A 20,309-nucleotide genomic window follows, 5' to 3' on the forward strand; every position below is an offset into this window, starting at 1 on the left:
GTTTACTATGTTAATGTTGATGCGAATGGCCATCTTATTGGTGTTAATTGTTGGCGTCACCCTGCTGGGGATCGTGCTGTGTCTGATGGCATTGCGCTCTAAAAATCGCGTGCATTATATTGGTCGCGTATTGGCCAGCGTAGCCGGTTTGTTTGGCTTGTCGGTTGAGCGTCGAGTGGCTCAAGGAGCACAAAACTCTCCTCAAGCGGTGTATGTAGCGAACCATCAGAATAATTTTGATTTGTTCACTTTGGCCGCCGTGATGCCAAAAGGTGTGGTGACGGTAGGCAAAAAAAGCCTGCGTTGGATTCCTTTTTTTGGGGCCTTGTATTGGGCCAGCGGTAATATTTTGATCAACCGCCGTAATCGACAGCAGGCCATTGCCACCATTGATCAAGTGGTGAGCAGTATGAAAAAAACGGGGTTCTCTATTTGGATGTTCCCTGAAGGTACTCGAAGCCGTGGTCGTGGTTGGTTGCCCTTTAAACGTGGCGCTTTTCATGCCGCCATTCAGGCCGGTGTGCCCATCGTGCCGGTGGTGTGCAGCAGCACACACGGCCAGGTGCGTTTAAATCGCTGGGATAATGGCCGTGTTATCGTAGAAATGCTCGATCCTATCGAGACCCAGGGCATGGATGACGCGCAGGTGGCGGATTTGTTAGAGCGATGTGAACAGCAAATGCACGCGACCCAGCTCCGTTTGGATGCCGAGTTAGCGCGCAGCTAATGCTGGCTACCTTTGATGTGGCGTGTTTAAGGCGTGCTCCAGTTGCTGTTGCAGGGCTTGTTTGCTCGGATGTGTGTCTGGTGGTGCTTGTTTTTCCCATTCTGGGTGCTGTTGTGCCTGCTTCCAAAATGGCTTGATGTGTTCCATTACAGCCACATGAGACGGTTCATTATCCACTTTATAAACGTGTTGCGAAGCGTGACCGCGTTGATGCAAATGAGTAATGGCGCTGAGCCCTCGTAGGCACAGAAGTGTCAATGTGTCGTTATCTAGGCACAGGTAATGGCGTTTGGTGAGTTTGCTCTTCAAGGTGTCTTTATAATGTTGCCCAGTTTTCCACGTTGCTCCTAATATGGCGCCAATGGCGGTGGCGGTACCCAATGTCAGACCGGCCGACATGACATCAATACCCGCGCCAATCGCCGCACCGGTTAGCGCGCTGGTTCCCGTGTCGATTCCCCAGTCTTTCAGTGTGTCGCTCGAAAATAAATCCTGTTGCCAGCGCGCGTTTTGAATGGCTAAGGGCGTGGCCACCATATCGTCGGCATCAAATTCGTAGAGGCGCAGCAGGGCGTCAATATACTGATGTTCTAAAGTGCGTATCTTGTTTTCAAACTGCACAGACTCTTCATGGTGAGGCGGATAGTGTGCGCATTCGAGTCGAGTGCTGGCGGCTCTCAGCAGCAAGTCGGCTAATTGATGGCTCGCCATGCTTTGCCGTATATGTGCGGCGTCTTCTCGTGACTGGATCAGCTGTTGAATGATGTCGTATTGTTCCGGCATTAGGCTTTGAATGCTTTGATAAAGCCGCTTTTCGTCTTCAAAATAAAATGCCACCGTATCGTATTTGATGACCGCATGGAGGTGGCGTTCTGCCAGCACATTTCGCCAAGCGTGGAGATGTGCGCGGGTCGTTGCGCTGAAATTCAAAATCGGAATGATCGGTTTATTGGCGCTGGCCAGTAAGGCGAGTTCGTCCAAATACTTGCCTAGAGGCGCTTGTCGTATGTCAATGACGTACAAAATAACGTCAGTGAGAACGAGTTGTTTGAGAATTTTTGTTTCTTGTTCGAATTCGCCTTGCGCCAGTGAGCTTTGGCAAAAAGGCGATAGCCAGTCGGCCCCTTGAAAATGACGAAACGCTTCTGAATAGCGCGCTTGCCACAGACCAATGGAGTCCTCGAAACCGGGCGTGTCGGTCAGCGTTATCACCGACTGCTGAGCAACCGTAATGTGCACGCTTTCTACGTGGCGAGTGGTGCCAGCTCGATCGCTGATCTGGCCAAAATTCTGACGTCGTAACAAGGTGCGAATCAAGGAAGTCTTACCAGTATTGGCGTGACCGACAACCAAAAGAGATATTGACACAGTTTATTCCTTTACGATGTGAGTGATGGACGGCACGTCGGCTTCGCGTGCAAGGCGCTGCCAATCGTCGGTGAATCGGGCGTGTTCGCCCTCCACTATGACCATGTACACCGACGAGTAAAGCGCTCTGACACGCGTAAAAAATCGCCGCGAACCGCGGTCTGGGCTCTGTGTTGCGTCAACGGCTATATAAACAGGGGAATCGGTTGGTGTGGCTAACAATTGATCTTGTTGTTCGCGACTGTTCAGGGACATTACGTCACAAACGGACGCTAAAAACAGCGGTTTTTCTGTGCTCCACTCAAACAACGCCCACGGATGAGAAAAAGCGTCGTTTGGCAGTGTGAGCTGTGTATCCTGATTGTCTGATAATGGCGCTGTGGTGAGATGAGCGTGGTCTGCATCGACCATCATTTTCTGTTGGTACTCGGGTCGACGGTAGCGGTTTTGGATAATCTTTTCTTGGGTGCTTAGGGGCTGAGCGGCTCGTTTCACAAGGTACAATCCAGTACAGAGCAACGCAAAAAACAGCCTAGGCAGTACACCGTAGAAGAAAATACTGGCGAGTAATAAGTTCGCCCAGTGCTGTCTGGTGTCCGAGGCTTGTGAGGCCTGATCGACGCGGCTGGCTAAAATGTCAAATGAGTTAGGCACCGCAACGCCAAACCACTGAGGCACCACATTTAAAGTTTGCGTGAGTTGAACAAACGCCGCATCGCTCAGTAAGGTGGTTTCCCAAACAAAATTGACCTGATTTGTCAGCAATAACAGCCATGTCATGAACCAACCGGCCAACAAATAACCGCCCCAGGCCCCGTGAGACAAGCCGCTGAGCAGCCATTTATTGGCTTGGGCCGGGCACTGCCAACGTAAATACGCAGCGCAGACGGTACCGTTCACTTTTGCGTATTGGCTGACCTTTGTATTGGCATAAAGTAACAAGCTCAGCAAGACGCCTTGGCTGTTGGAAGCGCGCATTACACTGGCCATCAGAGTGATCGCCCACAGCGTGAAATTTAACGCGTGGAATCCCAGTAAGACGAGCAACAGCCAAAAAATGTTAACCTGATTCGACACGGTGGTCGCAAAGGCCGACGGCACGGCTAAGAGGCCAAGCAAAAACGCAAGCATCAGCAGCCCAAAAACAAGACGGTTAAAGCTGCGTTTTAGCGTTTTTAGCTGTGAACCATAACTGACGGGGCTTGGTACCGAATCGAGTTCCTCCAATGCGGTCATGAGGTTGTCAGCATGGGGGGATAGTCGAAACTCACTTTGGGTTTCTAGCCAAGCCGCAAGGGCGAGTTTGGCTCTATAGGTTGGAAAAGACATTGGCTCGTATTGCCCTTATAGAGAATGGCGGCGTGCGCGAAATATAAAGAGAACTTGAATGAAAAAAGCGTTGTTGTTTGCTTTTAAAATACAAAACTGTGTAAGTAGTGCCCGCGTCTTGTTACGAAAGTGGCATGATTTGTGAGGATTTGTCTTTAATGATTGCGTCATTTTGGCAGCTTACCTATATGTTTAAAATATCATATGGCAGTGATTTGTTGGGAGACAATCTTATGCGTTTTAACTCTATCCGGGTAAAAAGTTCGTTACCCGTACTTGTAATGAGCCTGACTTTATTGATTGCTTTGGCATCAATGAGCTACATCATTAGCCAATTAAACACAGTATTAACCGCGCAGGCAGATTCGTACAGCAATGCCTCCTCTGTGGTGTTAAATGCAGACCGAGATCTTTATCAGGCTAAGTTGGCAGAGCAGCGTATCGTTGTGGGCGTTGGTAATTTGGTCAATGAAGAAAAAGATCGCTTAGAAAACGCGCAGCAAGTAAAAGATCGTTTTGACGCTTTTCGTCAGTATTTGTCCGCAGAGCCTGAAGTATATCGCTCGTTGGGCGATTTTGACAAAGCGTTCGATTCCTGGCTAAGGGCGTCTAATGCCTTTGTTGCGTTAGATCAAAATGCGCCGACGTTTGACGCTGCTGAGAAAAAAGCCAACGCTGAGTTTCAGGCATTGAGAGGCATCTTAGACAAGGCGGGTGAAGCGGTTAACAATCATGCTAAGCTCACTAAAGATACCATCTTAGGTAAAGAAAAAGCCTTTGAAAAAGTCGCATTTTTTGTTGTTATGGCGGGGTTGTTAATCGCTATTTGGTTCAGTTATAAAACGCCTAAAACATTGACGACGCGAGTGCGTTATTTGAGCCAGCGTATTCGTGAAATCTCTGAAGGAGATGGCGATCTAACACAGCGCATTGAATTCAAAACGAAAGACGAGTTAGGCGACCTTGCTTATGAGTTTAATGGGTTTGTAAATCGTCTACGTGGCATCATTGGTAACATTCACAAACAATCTGACGAATTTGGCCAGATGACCCAGCAATTGAATAAAGTCGCCACTCAGACGTCCGGTATTACCTCTGCGTTAGCAAACGCTTCCGCGTCTATCGTTAGCGCAGGGCATGAAATGGACATGTCCAATCAACAAATGGCTGTAGTGGCTCGCAATACGGCAGATGAAGCGAAAACCTCAAATGAACTGACTCAGTCTGGTATGGCCGCGGTAAATAAATCTCAGCATGCGATCACAGAGTTGGTAACTGACATTGAGCATGCGCTTGGCCGATCAGGTGAATTGCAGAAGAGTTCAGAAAGCATCGCTTCTGTTCTGGAGGTGATTCGTAATATCGCTGAGCAAACGAACTTGTTAGCGCTCAACGCCGCAATAGAAGCGGCACGTGCCGGTGAGCAGGGCCGTGGTTTTGCGGTCGTTGCGGATGAAGTTCGTACCTTAGCAACCCGCACACAAGACAGCACGAATGAGATTGAGTCCATGATTGAAAAACTCAAAATCAACGTAACAGAGTCGTCTAAAGCCATACAAAATAGCCGTGATAACGCCCAATTTACGGTCAGTAATTTTGTGGAAGTGGCCGATGTCTTCACCAGTCTAAAAGTCTCGTTTGGTAAAGTGCAAGAAATGGCGGCTCAGACGGCTCAAGCGACTCATGAGCAGTCCATGGTTGCCAATGACATCAACCAAAATATGGTGGCATTAAAAGACCAATCTGACTCTGTTCAATCCGTATCAGATTTAATTGAGCAACAAGCGAAAGACATCACCAAGCTTTATAACGCCTTGGATCATCAGGTAGGAAGCTTTAAAGTCTAGTCACGATATTGTAAGAAACAAAAAACGCTTATTGATAAATAAGCGTTTTTTTTTGTTTTATTCACTCTAATTTTCCGTATAAAAGAAAATCATAAAGGCAATGGCGCGTCGCTTTTGATCGCGCGAATGGCAAAATTACTGTGTATGTCTTTTACATGGGGAAGATTTTGTATGGTTTTTAAAATGTCTTCATACTGTATCAGGTCTTTAGACACCACTTCTAATCGGTAGTCTGCATGGCCCGACACTAAAAATGCGCTGATGACATTGGGCAGGCTCGCCACACTTCGTTCAAACATTTCGGTGGCCTCACTTGTGTGGCAATTGAGCCGAACTTCTATAAAGACCGTGATAGACAACCCCACTTTTCTGCGATTCAAGCTGGCTCTGTAACCTTTAATAACGCCTGCCGATTCAAGCTGTTTTACGCGGCGAAGGCACGGAGAGGCCGATAAATGCACTTTCTCGGCCAATTCAACATTGCTTAAGCGACCATCGTTTTGTAAATGGGTGAGAATCTGAGTGTCTGTAAGGTCGATGTTCAAATTGGCATACTCGGTAATATATTGTGTAAAAAAGTATGTTTTATGCCAAAAATAGCATTTTCATGGGTATAAATGGCAAGGACATGCGCTTGAGTCTATCTCTATAATGGTTTTATTGCCTCTTTATTTTTTATACCAAAAACCACTAGGATTCACTATGAGCGATACCGTTCAAACGGCCTCTATTCAGGCTAACCATTATCGTACGATTGCTACTGGCGGAGCGTTTCAGCTTGGAGTTTTTGTGGCTTTTGTGACCGCTTGTATTTGGGCAAGTTGGTTGGTCAGCGTGAAAATAGGTGTGCAATCGGCCTTAACGACCTTTGATCTCGCTCTGATGCGTTACCTCATGGCAGGCATGATTTTATTGCCGTTTTTATATCGAGCTCGTCGACTTCTACTGACTGTCCCAAAATGGACTTTGTTTGGCATTGTATTCGGTGCCGGCGTGCCTTTCTTTTTTCTCAGTTCAACGGGCATGCATTATGCCCCGGTCTCTCATGCTGGACTGTTAATTCCGGGCACGTTTCCCTTATTTGTTAGTGCGATTGCAGTGGTTGTTTTTAAAGAATCGTTGAGCCGAATTCGTTTGCTTGGCCTTTTCGCTATTATGGTGGGGGTTGTGGCTCTGTTGCTTATTTCTTTATGGTCCCTTGAGGGCGAGGTTTGGAAAGGCGATTTATGGTTTATCGGTAGCAGTTTCTTTTTTGCTGTTTACACCGTTTCTTTGCGTGTTGCTGGTTTGCCTCCTTTGGCGGCGACGGGCTTATTAGGCTTGGTGTCGACGTTGTTTTTGCTGATTTTGCTTGCAACCGGCGTGGTGACGTCTGGTATGAATTTGGTCAGTACAGACACGTTAATAGGGCAGTTTTTTATTCAGTCGGTATTGGTCGGTTTAGGATCTGGTTTTAGTTATGGCTACGCGATCAATGTCTTGGGCGCCGAGCGAACAGCGGCGATGGGCGCGTTAACTCCGGTATTGGCTTCTTTATTAGCCATCCCTTTGTTGGACGAGCCGATTGGCATCGCAGCGGCGTTTGGACTGTGTTTTGTCTGCCTAGGCGTAGTGTTTGCCAGCGGCATGGTGAAATCTGCGGGACAAAAATAGCGCTCAAAGTGGTGTTTTGCCATAGCTGTATAAAGAGTATCCCGTTATTATACGCCGCTATCGAAGCGGCGTTTTTGTTGCTTCTTGCTATCACGCGAATACGCTTAGGATTTTCATGAAAAAAAACTTTGTCTTGTCTCACCCCAAGCTGTCTTATCAGCGCATTATTGAAGCCGCTAAAAACGAAGTAAAACAGTACATCAAGCAAGAGCGCAAAAAAGCCTTGCCAGAAGGCGCTGATTTTTGGGGTTTTAATTGCAAATTCGGTCAAGTGGCTGATAAAGCCCGCAGCATTCACGAAGGTGACATTAATACCAATATCAGTTCAGCCCAAAGCCAGCATTGGAAATCTTTCTACTTAGAGGTGATTCCAGCGCCAAAACAACGCGCTAAGCGTAACGAAGACTGAGTGATGTGTTTCGCCCCTGTATCTTGCCGTACCAATAGCACAAGGACATCCCGTTGAAAGAATTCGAGCTGATTCAACACATCTTTCAAGCGTCGGTGATGGCGGACACGCAAGGCCGCGACGATATTTTGTTAGGCATTGGTGACGACTGCGCACAAGTGGTGGTGCCAAGCGGACAAAGCTTGGTGTTTTCGATGGACACCCTTGTTGAAGGGCGACATTTTCCTTTTGACGCTGACCCTACTGACATTGGCTATCGTGCGGTCGCCAGTTGCGTGAGTGATTTGGCGGCGATGGGAGCAAAACCCGCTTTTTTTACTTTGGGCTTAACGATCCCAGATTCAGACCCACAATGGTTAGCGGGCCTTGCGCAAGGTATGGCCGAGTTGGCTGAGCCGATTGGCCTAGCGCTGGTGGGTGGCGACACCACAAAAGGCCCTTTAACCATCACTCTGCAAGTACACGGCTATGTTGAAACAGAGCTGGCGGTGAAGCGCAGTACAGCGCAATTGGGTGATGATATTTACGTGACTGGGTTACTTGGCGACGCGGCCGCTGCAGTGCCGATTGTCACCGGCGAATGGCAAGTATCAAGCGAGCGTTTTGACTACTTTTACGAACGCTACTGGCGCCCTCAAAACAGATTGATCGTTGGCATGGCTTTAAAACGCGTTGCCCATGCGATGATGGACATTTCCGATGGGTTGGCGCAAGACATTCAGCATATTCTTAAGGCGTCTAATAAGGGCGCCATATTACACGCTAATGCCGTGCCAATTTCGGCTCAGCTGCGTGCTTGGCAACCCGACGTGGCGCTGGCGCTGGCGTTGACGGGCGGTGACGATTACGAACTGTGCTTTACGGCGTCGAAAGCGCAAGCCGACGAGATCGCTATGATTACCCAAACGCTCGGGTTGGAATGCACTAAAATAGGCGAAGTCACTGAAGACGGCTTTAGTATTGAGGGATACGACGGTGACATTAGCGGATGGCAACATTTCTGACATTCCGTTTTAAAGACATTTAACTAATAGGTAACATTACATGGCGAATTCAGCCCCCGCGTCGGTTTGGCGTAACCCGATCCATTTTCTGGCGTTTGGCTTAGGTTCCGGTGCGGCACCTAAAGCACCGGGCACTTTTGGCACGTTGGCAGCGGTGCCCATTTTTATCTGGTTGCTGCAAGGTTTAAGCACCACCGACTATCTCGTCATGCTGGTGGTCACCTCGTTGGTGGGGATTTATCTGTGTGGCAAAACCTCAAAAGACATGGGCGTGCACGACCACTCGGGCATCGTTTGGGATGAATTTGTTGGCTACTGGATTACCATGTTCCTCGCCCCCGAAGGCTGGATGTACATTGTATTAGGCTTCGTTTTATTTCGCCTATTCGACATCTTAAAGCCGTGGCCCATTTCATGGGTCGACAAGCACGTACATGGCGGATTCGGCATCATGCTCGACGACATACTCGCCGGTTTAATGTCGTTCGTGGTGTTGCAGGCCTTGGTTGAATTTGTTTTGTAACGGATACACTTAGATCTCATCTATAGAATATGATTCCTTGAAACGACCGCTTCCTCGTCGAAATGGTATTAGCTCAATGATGAGTCGAGAGCGGTGCCGGCTTGCGGGCATCATGTGGCAAGTTTAGGTATATACGAGTATATTTGTCGATACTCTATACATCACCGTTTACCCGCGTATCAAACGCCAAATAAGGTCACTCAGTCCCGTGAATAGGCTCCATGAATTACCCCCTCAACAGGCTTTTCAGACTCATTGCTTAGGGCAAATGGGTGTGGTGTCTTGGTTATCTGTTAAAGAAGGCGGGGAACCCAGAGGCAATGTGGCAGGCACCGTGTTCATGCCGAGTCAGCCTTGGCCGATTGCTACCCACATTGAGGTGGCTAAAAAGAGTCCACACGAATCAGTAGAAGGCGGGTTTAAGGCAGTAGAACCCGCGGTGGCGCCAGAGAGCAAGCTCGCACCAGTAGAAAAAGAGCCCTTGGTTCATCATTTGCGTGAGCAGCTTAACGCTGGGCCAGAAATCATTGTTGAAGACTTGCAGCCGATCGAAGAGCTGGCGGTGGATATTGTTGTGGACGCTGAGCCAGTGGTAAACAGCCAGGTTATGCGTTTGGATGTGCGAGCTTATGCACTGTCGAAGACCTTGTTGATTTTGAGTGATGTTCCATCGGTTTTTTCGCAGGCGGATGACGTGGAGCGGCTGGCGTTAAAAATGGGGCAAGCGCTGTTAAAACAGCCCATTCATGAATGGCAAGGGAGCGCGTTTTCTTGGCCGGGCGGTTTGAAAAATCCTCACTTTTGGCCGCGTACAGATTGGTTATTTGGCGCTATTGAAAGTTATGTTGGGCGTTTGGTCAAAGACTTCACGACCACGCCTTTGCTGGTATTGGCCGGTGCTAACATTGCACAGCTGGTGGAGGATTTACCCGCCGATAGTCCATTGAAACAGTATCCGACCGCGCGCATTGTGAGTTTGTCGGAATTGCATCGCATCCCTGAGTTACGTAAAGAAGCGTGGCTGAAAATGCAGGCGGCACTTTTTTCTTAAGCGGTCTTTTCAAATGATGTTTAAGTGAATTCTTTCATAATGGCGCTGATTTCATGATAAACGAGTGTTTTATTCGTCAAGCGGTTGAGTCTGATGAGCCTTCTATTATTGCGCTTGATGCGCTGTCGAACCCTCATCCTTGGGGTGCGAATCTAGTGGCAGATGCCCTGCAAACACGACGGAATTGGGTGGTTGTCGCCTCTGAGGTAAGCCCAAACGTCGTCGGTTGGCTTACGGCCTCGGTGGTGCTTGATCAGTCCGAATTAGAATTAATTGTGATTGATTCGGCAGTCCGTAGACAAGGCTTGGCCAGAAGGTTGATGATGGCGTGGTTGGCGTCGGTCGCACAGCAAGGGGTGACAGAATCCTTGTTAGAAGTGCGTGAATCCAATGAGAGCGCGATGGCTTTGTATGAGTCGTTGGGTTTTGTCCTAGTGGGGCGCCGAAAAAACTACTATGAAGTAAAGCAAAACGATCAAACACTACAAGGTCGCGAGGCGGCTTGTTTGTTGACGTTAAACCTTTCAGCTGAAAGAGGTAAAATATGAGCAAAGTATTGGTTCCGATTGCAAACGGCAATGAAGACATAGAAGCCATCACCATTATTGATGTGCTGCGCCGTGGCGGTGTGGCGGTAACGGTGGCAAGTATTCATGAATCTAAGCAGGTCGTCATGGCTCATGGCACAAAAGTCGAAGCTGACGTGCGCCTAGCCGAGGTATCAGAACAGGTATTTGATGCGATTGTACTGCCTGGCGGCATGCCGGGCGCAGAGCACTTGCGTGACTGTCAGTTGTTGATTGATATGTTAGAAAAGCATGACATTGACGACGCTTTATTGGCGGCCATTTGTGCGTCGCCCGCTGTGGTATTCGGCACGCATGGTTTTGTTGTGGACAAGCAAGCGACCTGTTACCCAGGATTTGAAGCGGGTTTAACTGGCGCAGAATACCTGCCGAACGAACCCGTAGTGATGGACGGGAATATTCTGACGGGCAAAGGCCCCGCGGCCGCAATGGTATTTGCTCTGACTGTGCTGGGCAATTTGAAAGGCTATGAAACGGCACAAGGTGTCGCGGATGGCTTGTTGTGCTAGTGTTTAATACGGCATTTCTGACCAAAAAGTCAGTATAAATTCTTGAATGCTACTTGTCTTTTTGCCCGTTTTCTTGGCAATTCGGTGGACGCAAAAGTCGTATAAGAGTAGAATTAGGCAGATTTTTTGAACGCGAGATCCATTGATTTTCTATCCATGGATGCACGGCAAAAACGCAATTTCTTAAAAGCGAGGTGAGCCGCCGGTTTATCTCGCTTTTTTGCAACCTGAAAGGCTCTAAATGGGAGGTTCCTTTGGCAACATCAGCGATTCTGGCTCTGGAAGACGGCACGGTTTTTAAAGGGGTGTCGATCGGAGCAGATGGCTCCTCAACAGCCGAGGTAGTGTTTAATACCTCGATGACTGGTTATCAAGAAATTCTTACTGATCCTTCCTATGCTCGACAAATGGTCACTCTGACCTATCCCCACATCGGGAATACAGGCGTCAATTCTGAAGATGAAGAATCCAGCAACGTGTGGTGTGAAGGTCTGATCATTCGCGATCTACCTTTGACGGCGAGCAGCTGGCGTTCACAAGAATCTTTAGATTCTTATCTAAAACGCAAAGGTGTCGTTGGCATCGCAGACATAGATACCCGCAAATTGACGCGTATTCTACGTGAAAAAGGCGCGTTGGCCGGCTGCATCATGGCGGGCGAGAACCTTGACGAAGCCGCTGCCATTGCGGCGGCAAAAGCGTTTCCTGGCCTAAAAGGCATGGACTTAGCGAAAGAAGTATCGGCGAAAGCGGCTTACCCTTGGACTGAATCCACTTGGGATTTGGTTAAAGGTCATACCACACCAGAAACTTTTGATTTTCATGTAGTGGCTTACGATTTCGGTGTCAAGAGTAATATCTTGCGCATGTTGGTTGAGCGCGGTTGCCGCTTAACGGTTGTTCCAGCGCAGACGCCCGCGAAAGACGTGTTAGCGATGAATCCCGATGGCGTTTTCCTTTCAAACGGCCCTGGCGACCCAGAGCCATGTGATTACGCGATTAAAGCCATTAAAGAGATTCTAGAAACTGAGATCCCTGTGTTTGGTATCTGTCTGGGTCATCAGTTGTTGGCATTGGCCTCCGGTGCGAAAACTAAGAAAATGAAGTTTGGTCACCACGGTGCTAACCACCCAGTACAAGCGATTGAAAAAGGCACTGTCATGATCACCAGCCAAAACCACGGTTTTGCGGTAGACGAAGACACCTTGCCAGCGAATTTGGTGATGACACACAAATCTTTGTTTGATGGTTCTTTGCAGGGCATTTCCCGTACGGATAAGAGCGCGTTCAGTTTCCAAGGTCACCCGGAAGCGAGCCCAGGTCCACACGACGTGGCGCCGCTGTTCGATCAGTTCATTGCAAACATCAAAGCCTCTAAAGCCTAAACGAAAGGACGGAACGAAACACTATGCCAAAGCGTACTGATATAAAAAGCGTCTTAATTTTAGGTGCAGGTCCTATTGTCATCGGTCAAGCGTGTGAGTTTGACTATTCTGGTGCTCAAGCGTGTAAAGCCCTTCGTGAAGAAGGTTTCCGCGTAATTCTGGTGAACTCCAACCCAGCGACCATCATGACCGACCCTGTGATGGCCGACGCGACTTACATCGAGCCAATTGAATGGCAGACTGTTGAGAAAATCATTGAGAAAGAACGCCCAGATGCGGTTCTGCCCACCATGGGTGGCCAAACAGCACTGAACTGTGCGTTGGATCTTGAGCGTCACGGTGTGTTGGCAAAATACAAGGTTGAAATGATCGGCGCGACGGCCGATGCCATCGACAAAGCGGAAGACCGTAATCGATTCGACCAAGCGATGAAAGCCATTGGTCTTGAATGTCCACGTGCTGGCATTGCGCACAGCATGGAAGAAGCCCTAAAAGTACAATCCGACTTAGGCTTCCCTTGTATTATTCGACCTTCTTTTACCATGGGCGGCACCGGCGGCGGTATCGCATACAACATGGAAGAGTTCGAAGAAATTTGTACCCGTGGTTTGGATTTATCGCCAACCAACGAATTGCTGATCGATGAATCACTCATCGGTTGGAAAGAGTACGAGATGGAAGTTGTCCGCGACAAAAAAGACAACTGCATCATTGTTTGTGCGATCGAAAACTTCGACGCGATGGGCGTGCACACGGGTGATTCCATCACCGTTGCCCCTGCACAAACGCTAACGGACAAAGAATACCAAATTATGCGTAACGCCTCTTTGGCGGTATTGCGTGAGATCGGTGTTGAAACCGGTGGTTCCAACGTACAGTTTGGTATGGATCCGAAAACCGGCCGTTTGGTGGTGATCGAGATGAACCCACGTGTGTCGCGTTCGTCTGCCTTGGCATCGAAAGCGACCGGTTTCCCGATTGCGAAAATTGCGGCGAAATTGGCAATTGGTTACACCCTTGATGAGTTGCAAAACGACATCACGGGTGGACAAACTCCAGCGAGTTTCGAGCCAGCGATTGATTACGTGGTAACGAAAATTCCTCGTTTTACCTTCGAAAAATTCCCGACAGCCAACGATCGTTTGACCACACAGATGAAATCTGTGGGCGAAGTTATGGCGATTGGCCGTACTTTCCAAGAATCTTTGCAAAAAGCTTTGCGCGGTTTGGAAGTGGGTTCTGATGGTTTTAATCCTCAGTTGGATTTCTCTGAAGAAAATAGCAAAGAGAAATTGGCGTACGAGCTTCAATCTCCTGGTTCTGACCGTATTTGGTACATCGGCGATGCGTTCCGCTCTGGTATGACCGTTGACGAAATTTACGCGGCGACCGGCGTTGATCATTGGTTCTTGGTGCAAATCGAAGACTTGATCAAGGAAGAGTTAGCATTGGCAGACAAAGGCCTTGTGGACATGACGTACGATGTGATTCGTCGTCTAAAGCGCAAAGGTTTCTCTGATTCTCGCTTGGCAAGCTTGTTAAGCGTGACCGAAAAATCCATGCGCGAGCGTCGTTATTTGATGAACGTGCATCCGGTGTACAAACGCGTTGATACCTGTGCGGCAGAATTTGCAACCGACACCGCGTACCTTTACTCCACTTATGAAGAAGAATGTGAAGCGGCGCCAACCGATCGCGAAAAAATCATCATTCTTGGTGGTGGTCCGAACCGTATCGGTCAAGGTATCGAGTTTGATTATTGCTGTGTGCACGCGGCGTTAGGTTTGCGTGAAGCCGGTTACGAAACCATCATGGTGAACTGTAACCCTGAAACGGTTTCAACCGACTACGATACATCTGACCGCTTGTACTTCGAGCCGGTAACGCTAGAAGACGTGTTGGAAATTGTTCGAAAAGAAAAACCAAAAGGCGTGATCGTGCAGTTTGGTGGTCAAACACCGCTGAAAATTGCCCGTGCCTTGCAAAACGAAGGCGTGCCTATCATTGGTACCACGCCTGAGTCGATTGACCGCGCCGAAGATCGTGAGCGTTTCCAAAGCATGATTCAGCGTTTGGGCTACAAGCAGCCACACAATGCGACGGTTCGTAGTGTGGAGCAAGCGGCGGCCAAAGCGGCTGAAATCGGCTATCCGTTGGTGGTTCGTCCTTCTTATGTATTGGGCGGCCGTGCGATGGAAATCGTTTACAGCGAAAAAGAATTGAATCGCTACATGACCACCGCCGTAAAAGTATCGAATGACAGTCCTGTGTTATTGGATCACTTCTTAAACGCAGCGATTGAAATCGATATTGATTGTATTTCTGATGGTCATCAAGTAGTGATTGGCGGCATTATGCAGCACATCGAACAAGCGGGTGTTCACTCTGGTGACTCCGCGTGTTCCTTGCCTCCGTATTCTTTGTCGCAAGAAGTGCAAGATGACATTCGCGAGATGATCAAAAACATGGCGCTGGAATTGGGCGTCATTGGTTTGATGAACACTCAGCTTGCAGTACAAGACGGTGAGATTTATGTGATTGAGGTGAACCCTCGTGCGTCACGTACCGTGCCTTTCGTCTCTAAGTGCATCGGTCGTTCTTTGGCGCAAGTGGCGGCTTTGGTCATGGCTGGCAAGACATTGGAAGAACTGGGTTTCACCAAAGAAATCATTCCTTCTTATTTCAGCGTGAAAGAAGCGGTTTTCCCCTTTAATAAGTTCCAAGGCGTTGATCCGATTCTTGGCCCTGAAATGAAATCCACCGGTGAAGTCATGGGCGTGGGCGATACCTTCGCTGAAGCCTTTGGTAAAGCGGTGTTGGGTGGCGGTACCGTCTTGCCAACGTCGGGTTGTGCTTTTATCAGTGTTCGCGATATGGACAAAGAAGGCGCAGTCAGTGTGGCACTTCGTTTGTCTGAGCTCGGTTTTGCGATTGTGGCGACAGAGGGCACGGCGAAATACTTGTCTGAGCACGGCGTTGAAGTGCGTAAAGTCAACAAGGTGAACGAAGGTCGTCCACACATTGTTGATATGATGAAGAATGGTGAGATTGATTACATCATCAACACCACATCAGGCACACAAGCCATTACCGACTCGTCTTTGATCCGTCGTACAGCTTTGCAGCGCAAGGTTTGCTACACTACGACATTGGCAGGCGCTGAAGCAACCAGCATGGCGATTAGCCTAACGGGTGAAACCAAAGTTAGAAGACTGCAAGATTTGCACTTGGGGAAATGATGAAAAAAGTACCAATGACAGTAGAAGGTGAAGCGCGTCTTAGAGAAGAGCTTAACCACTTGAAAACTGTTGTCCGCCCTCGTGTGATTGCAGACATTGCAACCGCACGTGAGCATGGCGACTTAAAAGAAAACGCAGAATATCACGCTGCACGTGAAGAACAAGGCTTTGCCGAAGGTCGCATTAAAGAGATCGAAGGCAAACTGTCTGACTCACAAGTGATTGATATCAAAGCTATGGCGGTGTCTAGCAAGGTTATTTTCGGCACGACCGTGACGCTGTTTAACGTCGATACGGAAGACACAGTCACGTACAAAATCGTCGGCGACGACGAGGCAGACGTGAAAGTGAAGAAAATTTCTTATGCGTCACCGATTGCCAAAGCGATCATTGGGAAGGAAGAAGGCGACGAAGTCGTTGTGAAAATCCCAAGTGGTGAAGCTACGTATGAAATCGAAAAAGTCGAATACTTATAATTAGTATAAGACGTTTTTTCTAAAAACCACGGTGTGAGAGCATCGTGGTTTTTTTGTGCCTGCGAAATGCGAAGTAAAGCATGAGCCGAATAAATGGTTTATTCGGCTCATTAAATAGTGATATTCTGAGCCGAATAATTCACTTAACTGGCTCATACTATGAAATACAGCTGGCAACACCCTGATTGGCCAAACTTCACCCTTGATGAAACTCTATGCCGAGACGCTTTGTATCAGTACGCGTTAGAGGCTGGTCGTTTGTCTGGTGGAATGAGTCAGCTTGAAAATACGTTGCAGTACGATGCCTATATCGACCTCATGGTGAGCGAAGCCATTAACACCAGCGAGATAGAAGGCGAGCGTTTGGATCGTGAAGACGTGCGTTCTTCTATCAAGAACTTTTTAGGCTTGAGTAATCCACCAACCCGAATCGCCGATCCGCGAGCTGAAGGTATGGCGGCCTTGATGGTCGATGTGCGGAACAGCTTCGCTGGCGAACTCACAAAAGCCACTTTGTTTCATTGGCATCAATTGGTTCTTCCACAGCCAGAGAATAGCCTATTGCCTCGTAACCTAAAGGTTGGTCAATGGCGAGATTCCGCAGAACCTATGCACATCGTCTCTGGCCCAATTGGCTATGAAAAAGTGCATTACGAAGCGCCGCCTGCGTATCAAGTCGATACAGAAATAAACCGATTTCTAAATTGGTTTAACCGCTCTAATCCATTAAAAGCACAGCGAGATATCGTTCTTGCTGGGCCAGTGCGTTCGGCCATCGCGCATTTTTGGTTTGAAACCATCCACCCATTTGACGATGGCAACGGCCGAGTAGGGCGAGCAATTGCCGAAATGGCCTTGGCTCAAGACCTTAATCGACCACCATTACTCAGCTTGTCGACCATCATCGAGAAAGACAAAAACGCTTATTACGATGGACTCAACAAAGCCAGCCAATTTAATTTAGATATTAACGACTGGGTGACATGGTTCGTCGACTCCGTTTTATTGGCGCAGCAAGAAGCCGCTCAGAAAATCGACTTTGTATTGAAAAAAGCCAAATTCTGGGAAAAACATCAACACACCGAACTGAACGAACGCCAAAAGAAAGTGCTTAGCAAACTCTTTAACGCAGGGTCGGATGGCTTCGAAGGCGGACTCAGTGCCAAAAAATACATCAGCATTACCAGTAGCTCCAAAGCCACCGCCACCCGAGACCTCAGTGACTTAGTTGAAAAAGAATGCTTGTACCGCCTAGAAGGCGGCGGGAGGAATGCGAGGTATGGGTTGGCTATTTGAATTAGCAAATCGAGCAAAGGGTTCTAGCTTTTTAGGTTTCAAGTCATTGCGAAATTCACTTCATGAACATTGGCTAAATTTAGATGCTGCTTTGCATGCCAAAGATCATAATTGTCTTGCATAGCTAACCAGCTTTCGGGAGTCCTGCCTAATGCTTTTGATAAACGCAGAGCCATTTCTGGTGATACAGCACTTTGACCTTTTAAAACTCGATTCAAGGTCGAAGAAGCCACATCCAGTTGTTTGGCTAAGTACCGACAACTCAAGCCTGCAGGTTCAAGATAGACGTCATATATGAATTCACCTGGATGCGGAGGATTATGCATACTCATCAGTGGTAGTCCTCATAGTTTAGAATATAAGCATTGCCATCAATAAACTCGAAAGTAATGCGCCAATTACCGTTTACAGTAATAGACCAAATCCCATCACGGTCACCTTTTAAGGTATGTAACTTAAAACCAGGTAAATTGATGTCATCAATTTCTTGGGCGGTATCAATCGCAGTAAGTTGCATACGTAACTTACTTTTATGCTTTGCTTGAATACCGGAAGCACTGCCTGTTTCAAAGTACTTCTTAAGGCCTTTGTGTTTAAATGATTTAATCATGAGCGAAGTTTAGCGTGATGCGCATCACTACTCAATGAAAAAATCATGTTATTGGCGGTAGCCTAAGAGCCAAAACTACCGCAGCCCATGACTTTAGCGAGAAAGATTGTTTATATCGCCTAGAAGGCGGCGGCAGGAATGCGAGGTATGAAGTAAATCATGAGTGAAGAGACCAAACTCGATAAACGAGAGAATCAGACCTTTATAGATTTAGCTGATTTCAATCGCCCACTTTTATATTTATTACTCGAGCAGTGGGATTAATATATATCTGGGATGTTGATACCTAAGCATAAAGCAAGAGCAGCCTAAGTCTGCGCAGTACTTTTTAACCTCTGCATGCTTTTCGGGCGAAAAATCACACCCTAAAACAACAGCTTCTATGGAACTTTGTATCGATACTAATATATCCTCTTTTCTCTCCGAGTAGATTAACCATCTAAACTCCTTTTCTCCAGACCAATCAATATTTTTTTTGAAGTAGAGATGCTTTAGGAATTGATTTTCATTGATGGTTTCAAATATATTTTTTTGAGACGGTTGGAGTTCTTCACCATACTCTATGGTGATGCTGCCGTTTACAATAGAAAGCCAATCAACATAATTAACTTTATCTGCAATAATGTGCTCAGATTTTCTAGTTTCTAGCTCTATTTCTTGGTTTAAGTTTTTTTGATTTAAAATGATACAAAAGCCTTTTGAGTTTTCTCCATATTGCGCCCACATCCTTGGCAGGCCATATATCTTTGTTTCAATCGTATTGGTTGATAAATCGTTTTCACAATGTTGAGTGGTACATAGTAGGCGGAGGTTTTCACCTATATAATTTTTTATATCATTAGCTTCAATATATTTTTCAATATTATGTTCATTCCCTATGCCAGATACGTCTATCCAGCCAAGTGAACTTTCACGTGGATCATTTAAGCCTGAAACTCGTCCAAACCTGATTTTTTTGTCCTTTAATATATGCGACAAATTTTTAGATTTAGAGTAATGAGCAACATTTTCTTTATCATTTATCATCAACTTACCACTTTTTGAAGAATTATTACCGCGTCTTATTTATTGATACTAAAAGTCTTTGATACTTGCTACTAGAGACCTTTGCACGAATAATCCCCTTCGATCCTATGAGATAATAACCAAAAGCAAAGAAGAGCAATCAAAAAATGGCGTGGAAAGAGTTAAAACAACAGAGCTTTGCCGATGCGCTGCAAGCATCGAATCGGTTTATTGAAGAATTTGACGAGATTCATGACTTGTTGAATTGGTCCTGCATTGAGCGATTATTCTGTGACATTCACAACCGTACAAAAGGTGAACGCGCTTGGCCTCCGTTGATGATGTTTAAAGCTTTGTTATTGCAATCATGGCACAACCTAAGTGACCCAGCGCTGGAAAAAGCACTGGCTCGCGACTTATTATTTCGCCGGTTTGTCGGTGTCGGCCTAGATCAAGGCGTTCCCGACCACAGTACAATTTGGCGTTTCCGTAATCTGCTAGAGAAAAACGGATTACTAGACGCAGCGATGACCGAGATCAATGCCCAGTTAGCCGAACAAAGTCTGATCATCAAACAAGGTGAGATAAGCATCATAGATGCCAGCGTGATAGAAGCGAAGAATGCTCGTCCTCGTAAGAATGCTGAGGGTAAAAACACGCAAGACCCAGAAGCAGGCTATAGCGTTAAGCAAAGCAGCGATGGAAAACGTAAAACCACCTATGGTTTTAAGGCCCATACAAATGTGGATGAGGATGGTTTTGTCAAAGAAGTCATGCTCACGGCAGGCAATGTTCACGATTCGATTCCATTTGAATCGATACTCACTGGTCATGAGCGGGAAGTGTATGCAGACAGTGCGTACAAAAGTGCCCAGCACAGCAGGTTATTGAAGCAAAAAAAGGTCAAAGAATGCATTATCCATCGAGCTTATCGTAATAGACCTCTTAACGAGGATCAAGAAAAGCAAAACCGTTATTTTTCCAGTATTCGTTCCCGTGTAGAGCATGTCTTTGGGATAATGAAATTGCACTATGGGTTAGGTAAAGCGCGTTATCTAGGACGGGCTCGCAATCAGGCTAGGGTGAGTTTAATTTGTATGGCTTACAACCTAAAACGGGCGTTTCGTATCCAACGAGAATGCTGAGATAGCAAGTAAAGTCCGTCCAAGTGGACTATGTGGGCATTTTTATGAGTTAAAGAGCACTGATTTTTAACGATGTTGACCGTTTTCTATAAAGACGTTGATTGAATTTTTTATAAAAGACCTTTGGCAAGCAATATGGCTAGATC

General features: G+C 47.1%; 20 protein-coding genes. 14 read left to right on the forward strand and 6 right to left on the reverse strand.

The window, feature by feature from the left end; genetic code table 11:
• Positions 1–7 precede the first annotated feature (7 nt).
• Positions 8–727, forward strand: a complete 720-nt coding sequence (locus FXV75_RS01470; RefSeq protein WP_148830851.1) for a 1-acylglycerol-3-phosphate O-acyltransferase — start codon at positions 8–10, stop codon at positions 725–727.
• 6 nt (positions 728–733) lie between these two features.
• Here FXV75_RS01470 and FXV75_RS01475 read toward each other — a convergent pair whose 3' ends face one another.
• Positions 734–2,095, reverse strand: coding sequence for a DUF3482 domain-containing protein (locus FXV75_RS01475; protein WP_148830852.1), 1,362 nt, complete (start codon positions 2,093–2,095; stop codon positions 734–736).
• Positions 2,096–2,098: 3 nt separating this feature from the next.
• Positions 2,099–3,424 carry a DUF2868 domain-containing protein gene (locus FXV75_RS01480; protein ID WP_148830853.1) on the reverse strand — a complete coding sequence of 442 codons (1,326 nt, stop codon included), beginning with the start codon at positions 3,422–3,424 and terminating at the stop codon, positions 2,099–2,101.
• A gap of 233 nt (positions 3,425–3,657) precedes the next feature.
• Between FXV75_RS01480 and FXV75_RS01485 the strand changes: the two genes are divergently transcribed.
• Entirely contained in the window at positions 3,658–5,271 is a 1,614-nt protein-coding gene (locus tag FXV75_RS01485) for a methyl-accepting chemotaxis protein (RefSeq protein ID WP_148830854.1), read from the forward strand.
• A gap of 89 nt (positions 5,272–5,360) precedes the next feature.
• Here FXV75_RS01485 and FXV75_RS01490 read toward each other — a convergent pair whose 3' ends face one another.
• Positions 5,361–5,816, reverse strand: a complete 456-nt coding sequence (locus FXV75_RS01490) for an Lrp/AsnC family transcriptional regulator (RefSeq protein ID WP_148830855.1) — start codon at positions 5,814–5,816, stop codon at positions 5,361–5,363.
• Between the two features lie 157 nt (positions 5,817–5,973).
• Here FXV75_RS01490 and FXV75_RS01495 point away from each other — a divergent pair, with 157 nt between their 5' ends.
• The 11 genes from FXV75_RS01495 to FXV75_RS01545 all read left to right on the forward strand — a co-directional run bounded on the left by FXV75_RS01495 (position 5,974) and on the right by FXV75_RS01545 (position 17,403).
• Positions 5,974–6,924 (forward strand): DMT family transporter, encoded by a 951-nt coding sequence (locus FXV75_RS01495; RefSeq protein WP_148830856.1) that lies wholly within the window; start codon positions 5,974–5,976, stop codon positions 6,922–6,924.
• 115 nt (positions 6,925–7,039) lie between these two features.
• On the forward strand, positions 7,040–7,333 hold the full coding sequence (locus FXV75_RS01500) for a DUF6172 family protein (protein WP_148830857.1): 294 nt from the start codon (positions 7,040–7,042) through the stop codon (positions 7,331–7,333).
• Positions 7,334–7,386: 53 nt separating this feature from the next.
• On the forward strand, positions 7,387–8,337 hold the full coding sequence (gene thiL / locus FXV75_RS01505) for a thiamine-phosphate kinase (protein WP_148830858.1): 951 nt from the start codon (positions 7,387–7,389) through the stop codon (positions 8,335–8,337).
• 40 nt (positions 8,338–8,377) lie between these two features.
• Complete coding sequence (locus tag FXV75_RS01510; RefSeq protein ID WP_148830859.1) at positions 8,378–8,860, forward strand: phosphatidylglycerophosphatase A; 483 nt, start codon at positions 8,378–8,380, stop codon at positions 8,858–8,860.
• Positions 8,861–9,068: 208 nt separating this feature from the next.
• On the forward strand, positions 9,069–9,911 hold the full coding sequence (locus FXV75_RS01515) for a hypothetical protein (RefSeq protein WP_262368435.1): 843 nt from the start codon (positions 9,069–9,071) through the stop codon (positions 9,909–9,911).
• A 53-nt stretch (positions 9,912–9,964) separates the two neighbouring features.
• Entirely contained in the window at positions 9,965–10,459 is a 495-nt protein-coding gene (gene rimI, locus FXV75_RS01520) for a ribosomal protein S18-alanine N-acetyltransferase (protein WP_148830860.1), read from the forward strand.
• Positions 10,456–11,007, forward strand: a complete 552-nt coding sequence (locus tag FXV75_RS01525; RefSeq protein WP_148830861.1) for a DJ-1 family glyoxalase III — start codon at positions 10,456–10,458, stop codon at positions 11,005–11,007. Before rimI ends, FXV75_RS01525 begins: the two co-directional genes overlap by 4 nt.
• A 254-nt stretch (positions 11,008–11,261) precedes the next feature.
• Positions 11,262–12,392: a glutamine-hydrolyzing carbamoyl-phosphate synthase small subunit gene (carA, locus tag FXV75_RS01530; RefSeq protein ID WP_148830862.1), complete on the forward strand. Its 1,131-nt coding sequence runs from the start codon at positions 11,262–11,264 to the stop codon at positions 12,390–12,392.
• A gap of 23 nt (positions 12,393–12,415) precedes the next feature.
• Positions 12,416–15,631, forward strand: coding sequence for a carbamoyl-phosphate synthase large subunit (gene carB / locus FXV75_RS01535; protein WP_148830863.1), 3,216 nt, complete (start codon positions 12,416–12,418; stop codon positions 15,629–15,631).
• Complete coding sequence (greA, locus tag FXV75_RS01540) at positions 15,631–16,107, forward strand: transcription elongation factor GreA (protein WP_148830864.1); 477 nt, start codon at positions 15,631–15,633, stop codon at positions 16,105–16,107. The genes carB and greA overlap by 1 nt, the downstream gene beginning before the upstream one ends.
• Before the next feature lie 159 nt (positions 16,108–16,266).
• The gene (locus tag FXV75_RS01545) at positions 16,267–17,403 is read left to right on the forward strand and encodes a Fic family protein (protein ID WP_148830865.1); all 1,137 of its coding nucleotides are present in this window, start codon (positions 16,267–16,269) and stop codon (positions 17,401–17,403) included.
• 38 nt (positions 17,404–17,441) lie between these two features.
• Here FXV75_RS01545 and FXV75_RS01550 read toward each other — a convergent pair whose 3' ends face one another.
• The 3 genes from FXV75_RS01550 to FXV75_RS01560 all read right to left on the reverse strand — a co-directional run bounded on the left by FXV75_RS01550 (position 17,442) and on the right by FXV75_RS01560 (position 19,039).
• Positions 17,442–17,735, reverse strand: a complete 294-nt coding sequence (locus FXV75_RS01550) for a HigA family addiction module antitoxin (protein WP_148830866.1) — start codon at positions 17,733–17,735, stop codon at positions 17,442–17,444.
• Positions 17,735–18,013, reverse strand: coding sequence for a type II toxin-antitoxin system RelE/ParE family toxin (locus FXV75_RS01555; RefSeq protein WP_148830867.1), 279 nt, complete (start codon positions 18,011–18,013; stop codon positions 17,735–17,737). The genes FXV75_RS01550 and FXV75_RS01555 overlap by 1 nt, the downstream gene beginning before the upstream one ends.
• A gap of 243 nt (positions 18,014–18,256) precedes the next feature.
• Entirely contained in the window at positions 18,257–19,039 is a 783-nt protein-coding gene (locus FXV75_RS01560) for a DUF2971 domain-containing protein (protein WP_148830868.1), read from the reverse strand.
• Between the two features lie 146 nt (positions 19,040–19,185).
• Between FXV75_RS01560 and FXV75_RS01565 the strand changes: the two genes are divergently transcribed.
• Positions 19,186–20,163, forward strand: coding sequence for an IS5 family transposase (locus FXV75_RS01565; RefSeq protein ID WP_148830718.1), 978 nt, complete (start codon positions 19,186–19,188; stop codon positions 20,161–20,163).
• Positions 20,164–20,309: the final 146 nt, after the last annotated feature.

The sequence above is a fragment of the Marinomonas sp. IMCC 4694 genome (assembly GCF_008122525.1).
In the GTDB taxonomy this organism is placed as follows: Bacteria; Pseudomonadota; Gammaproteobacteria; order Pseudomonadales; family Marinomonadaceae; genus Marinomonas.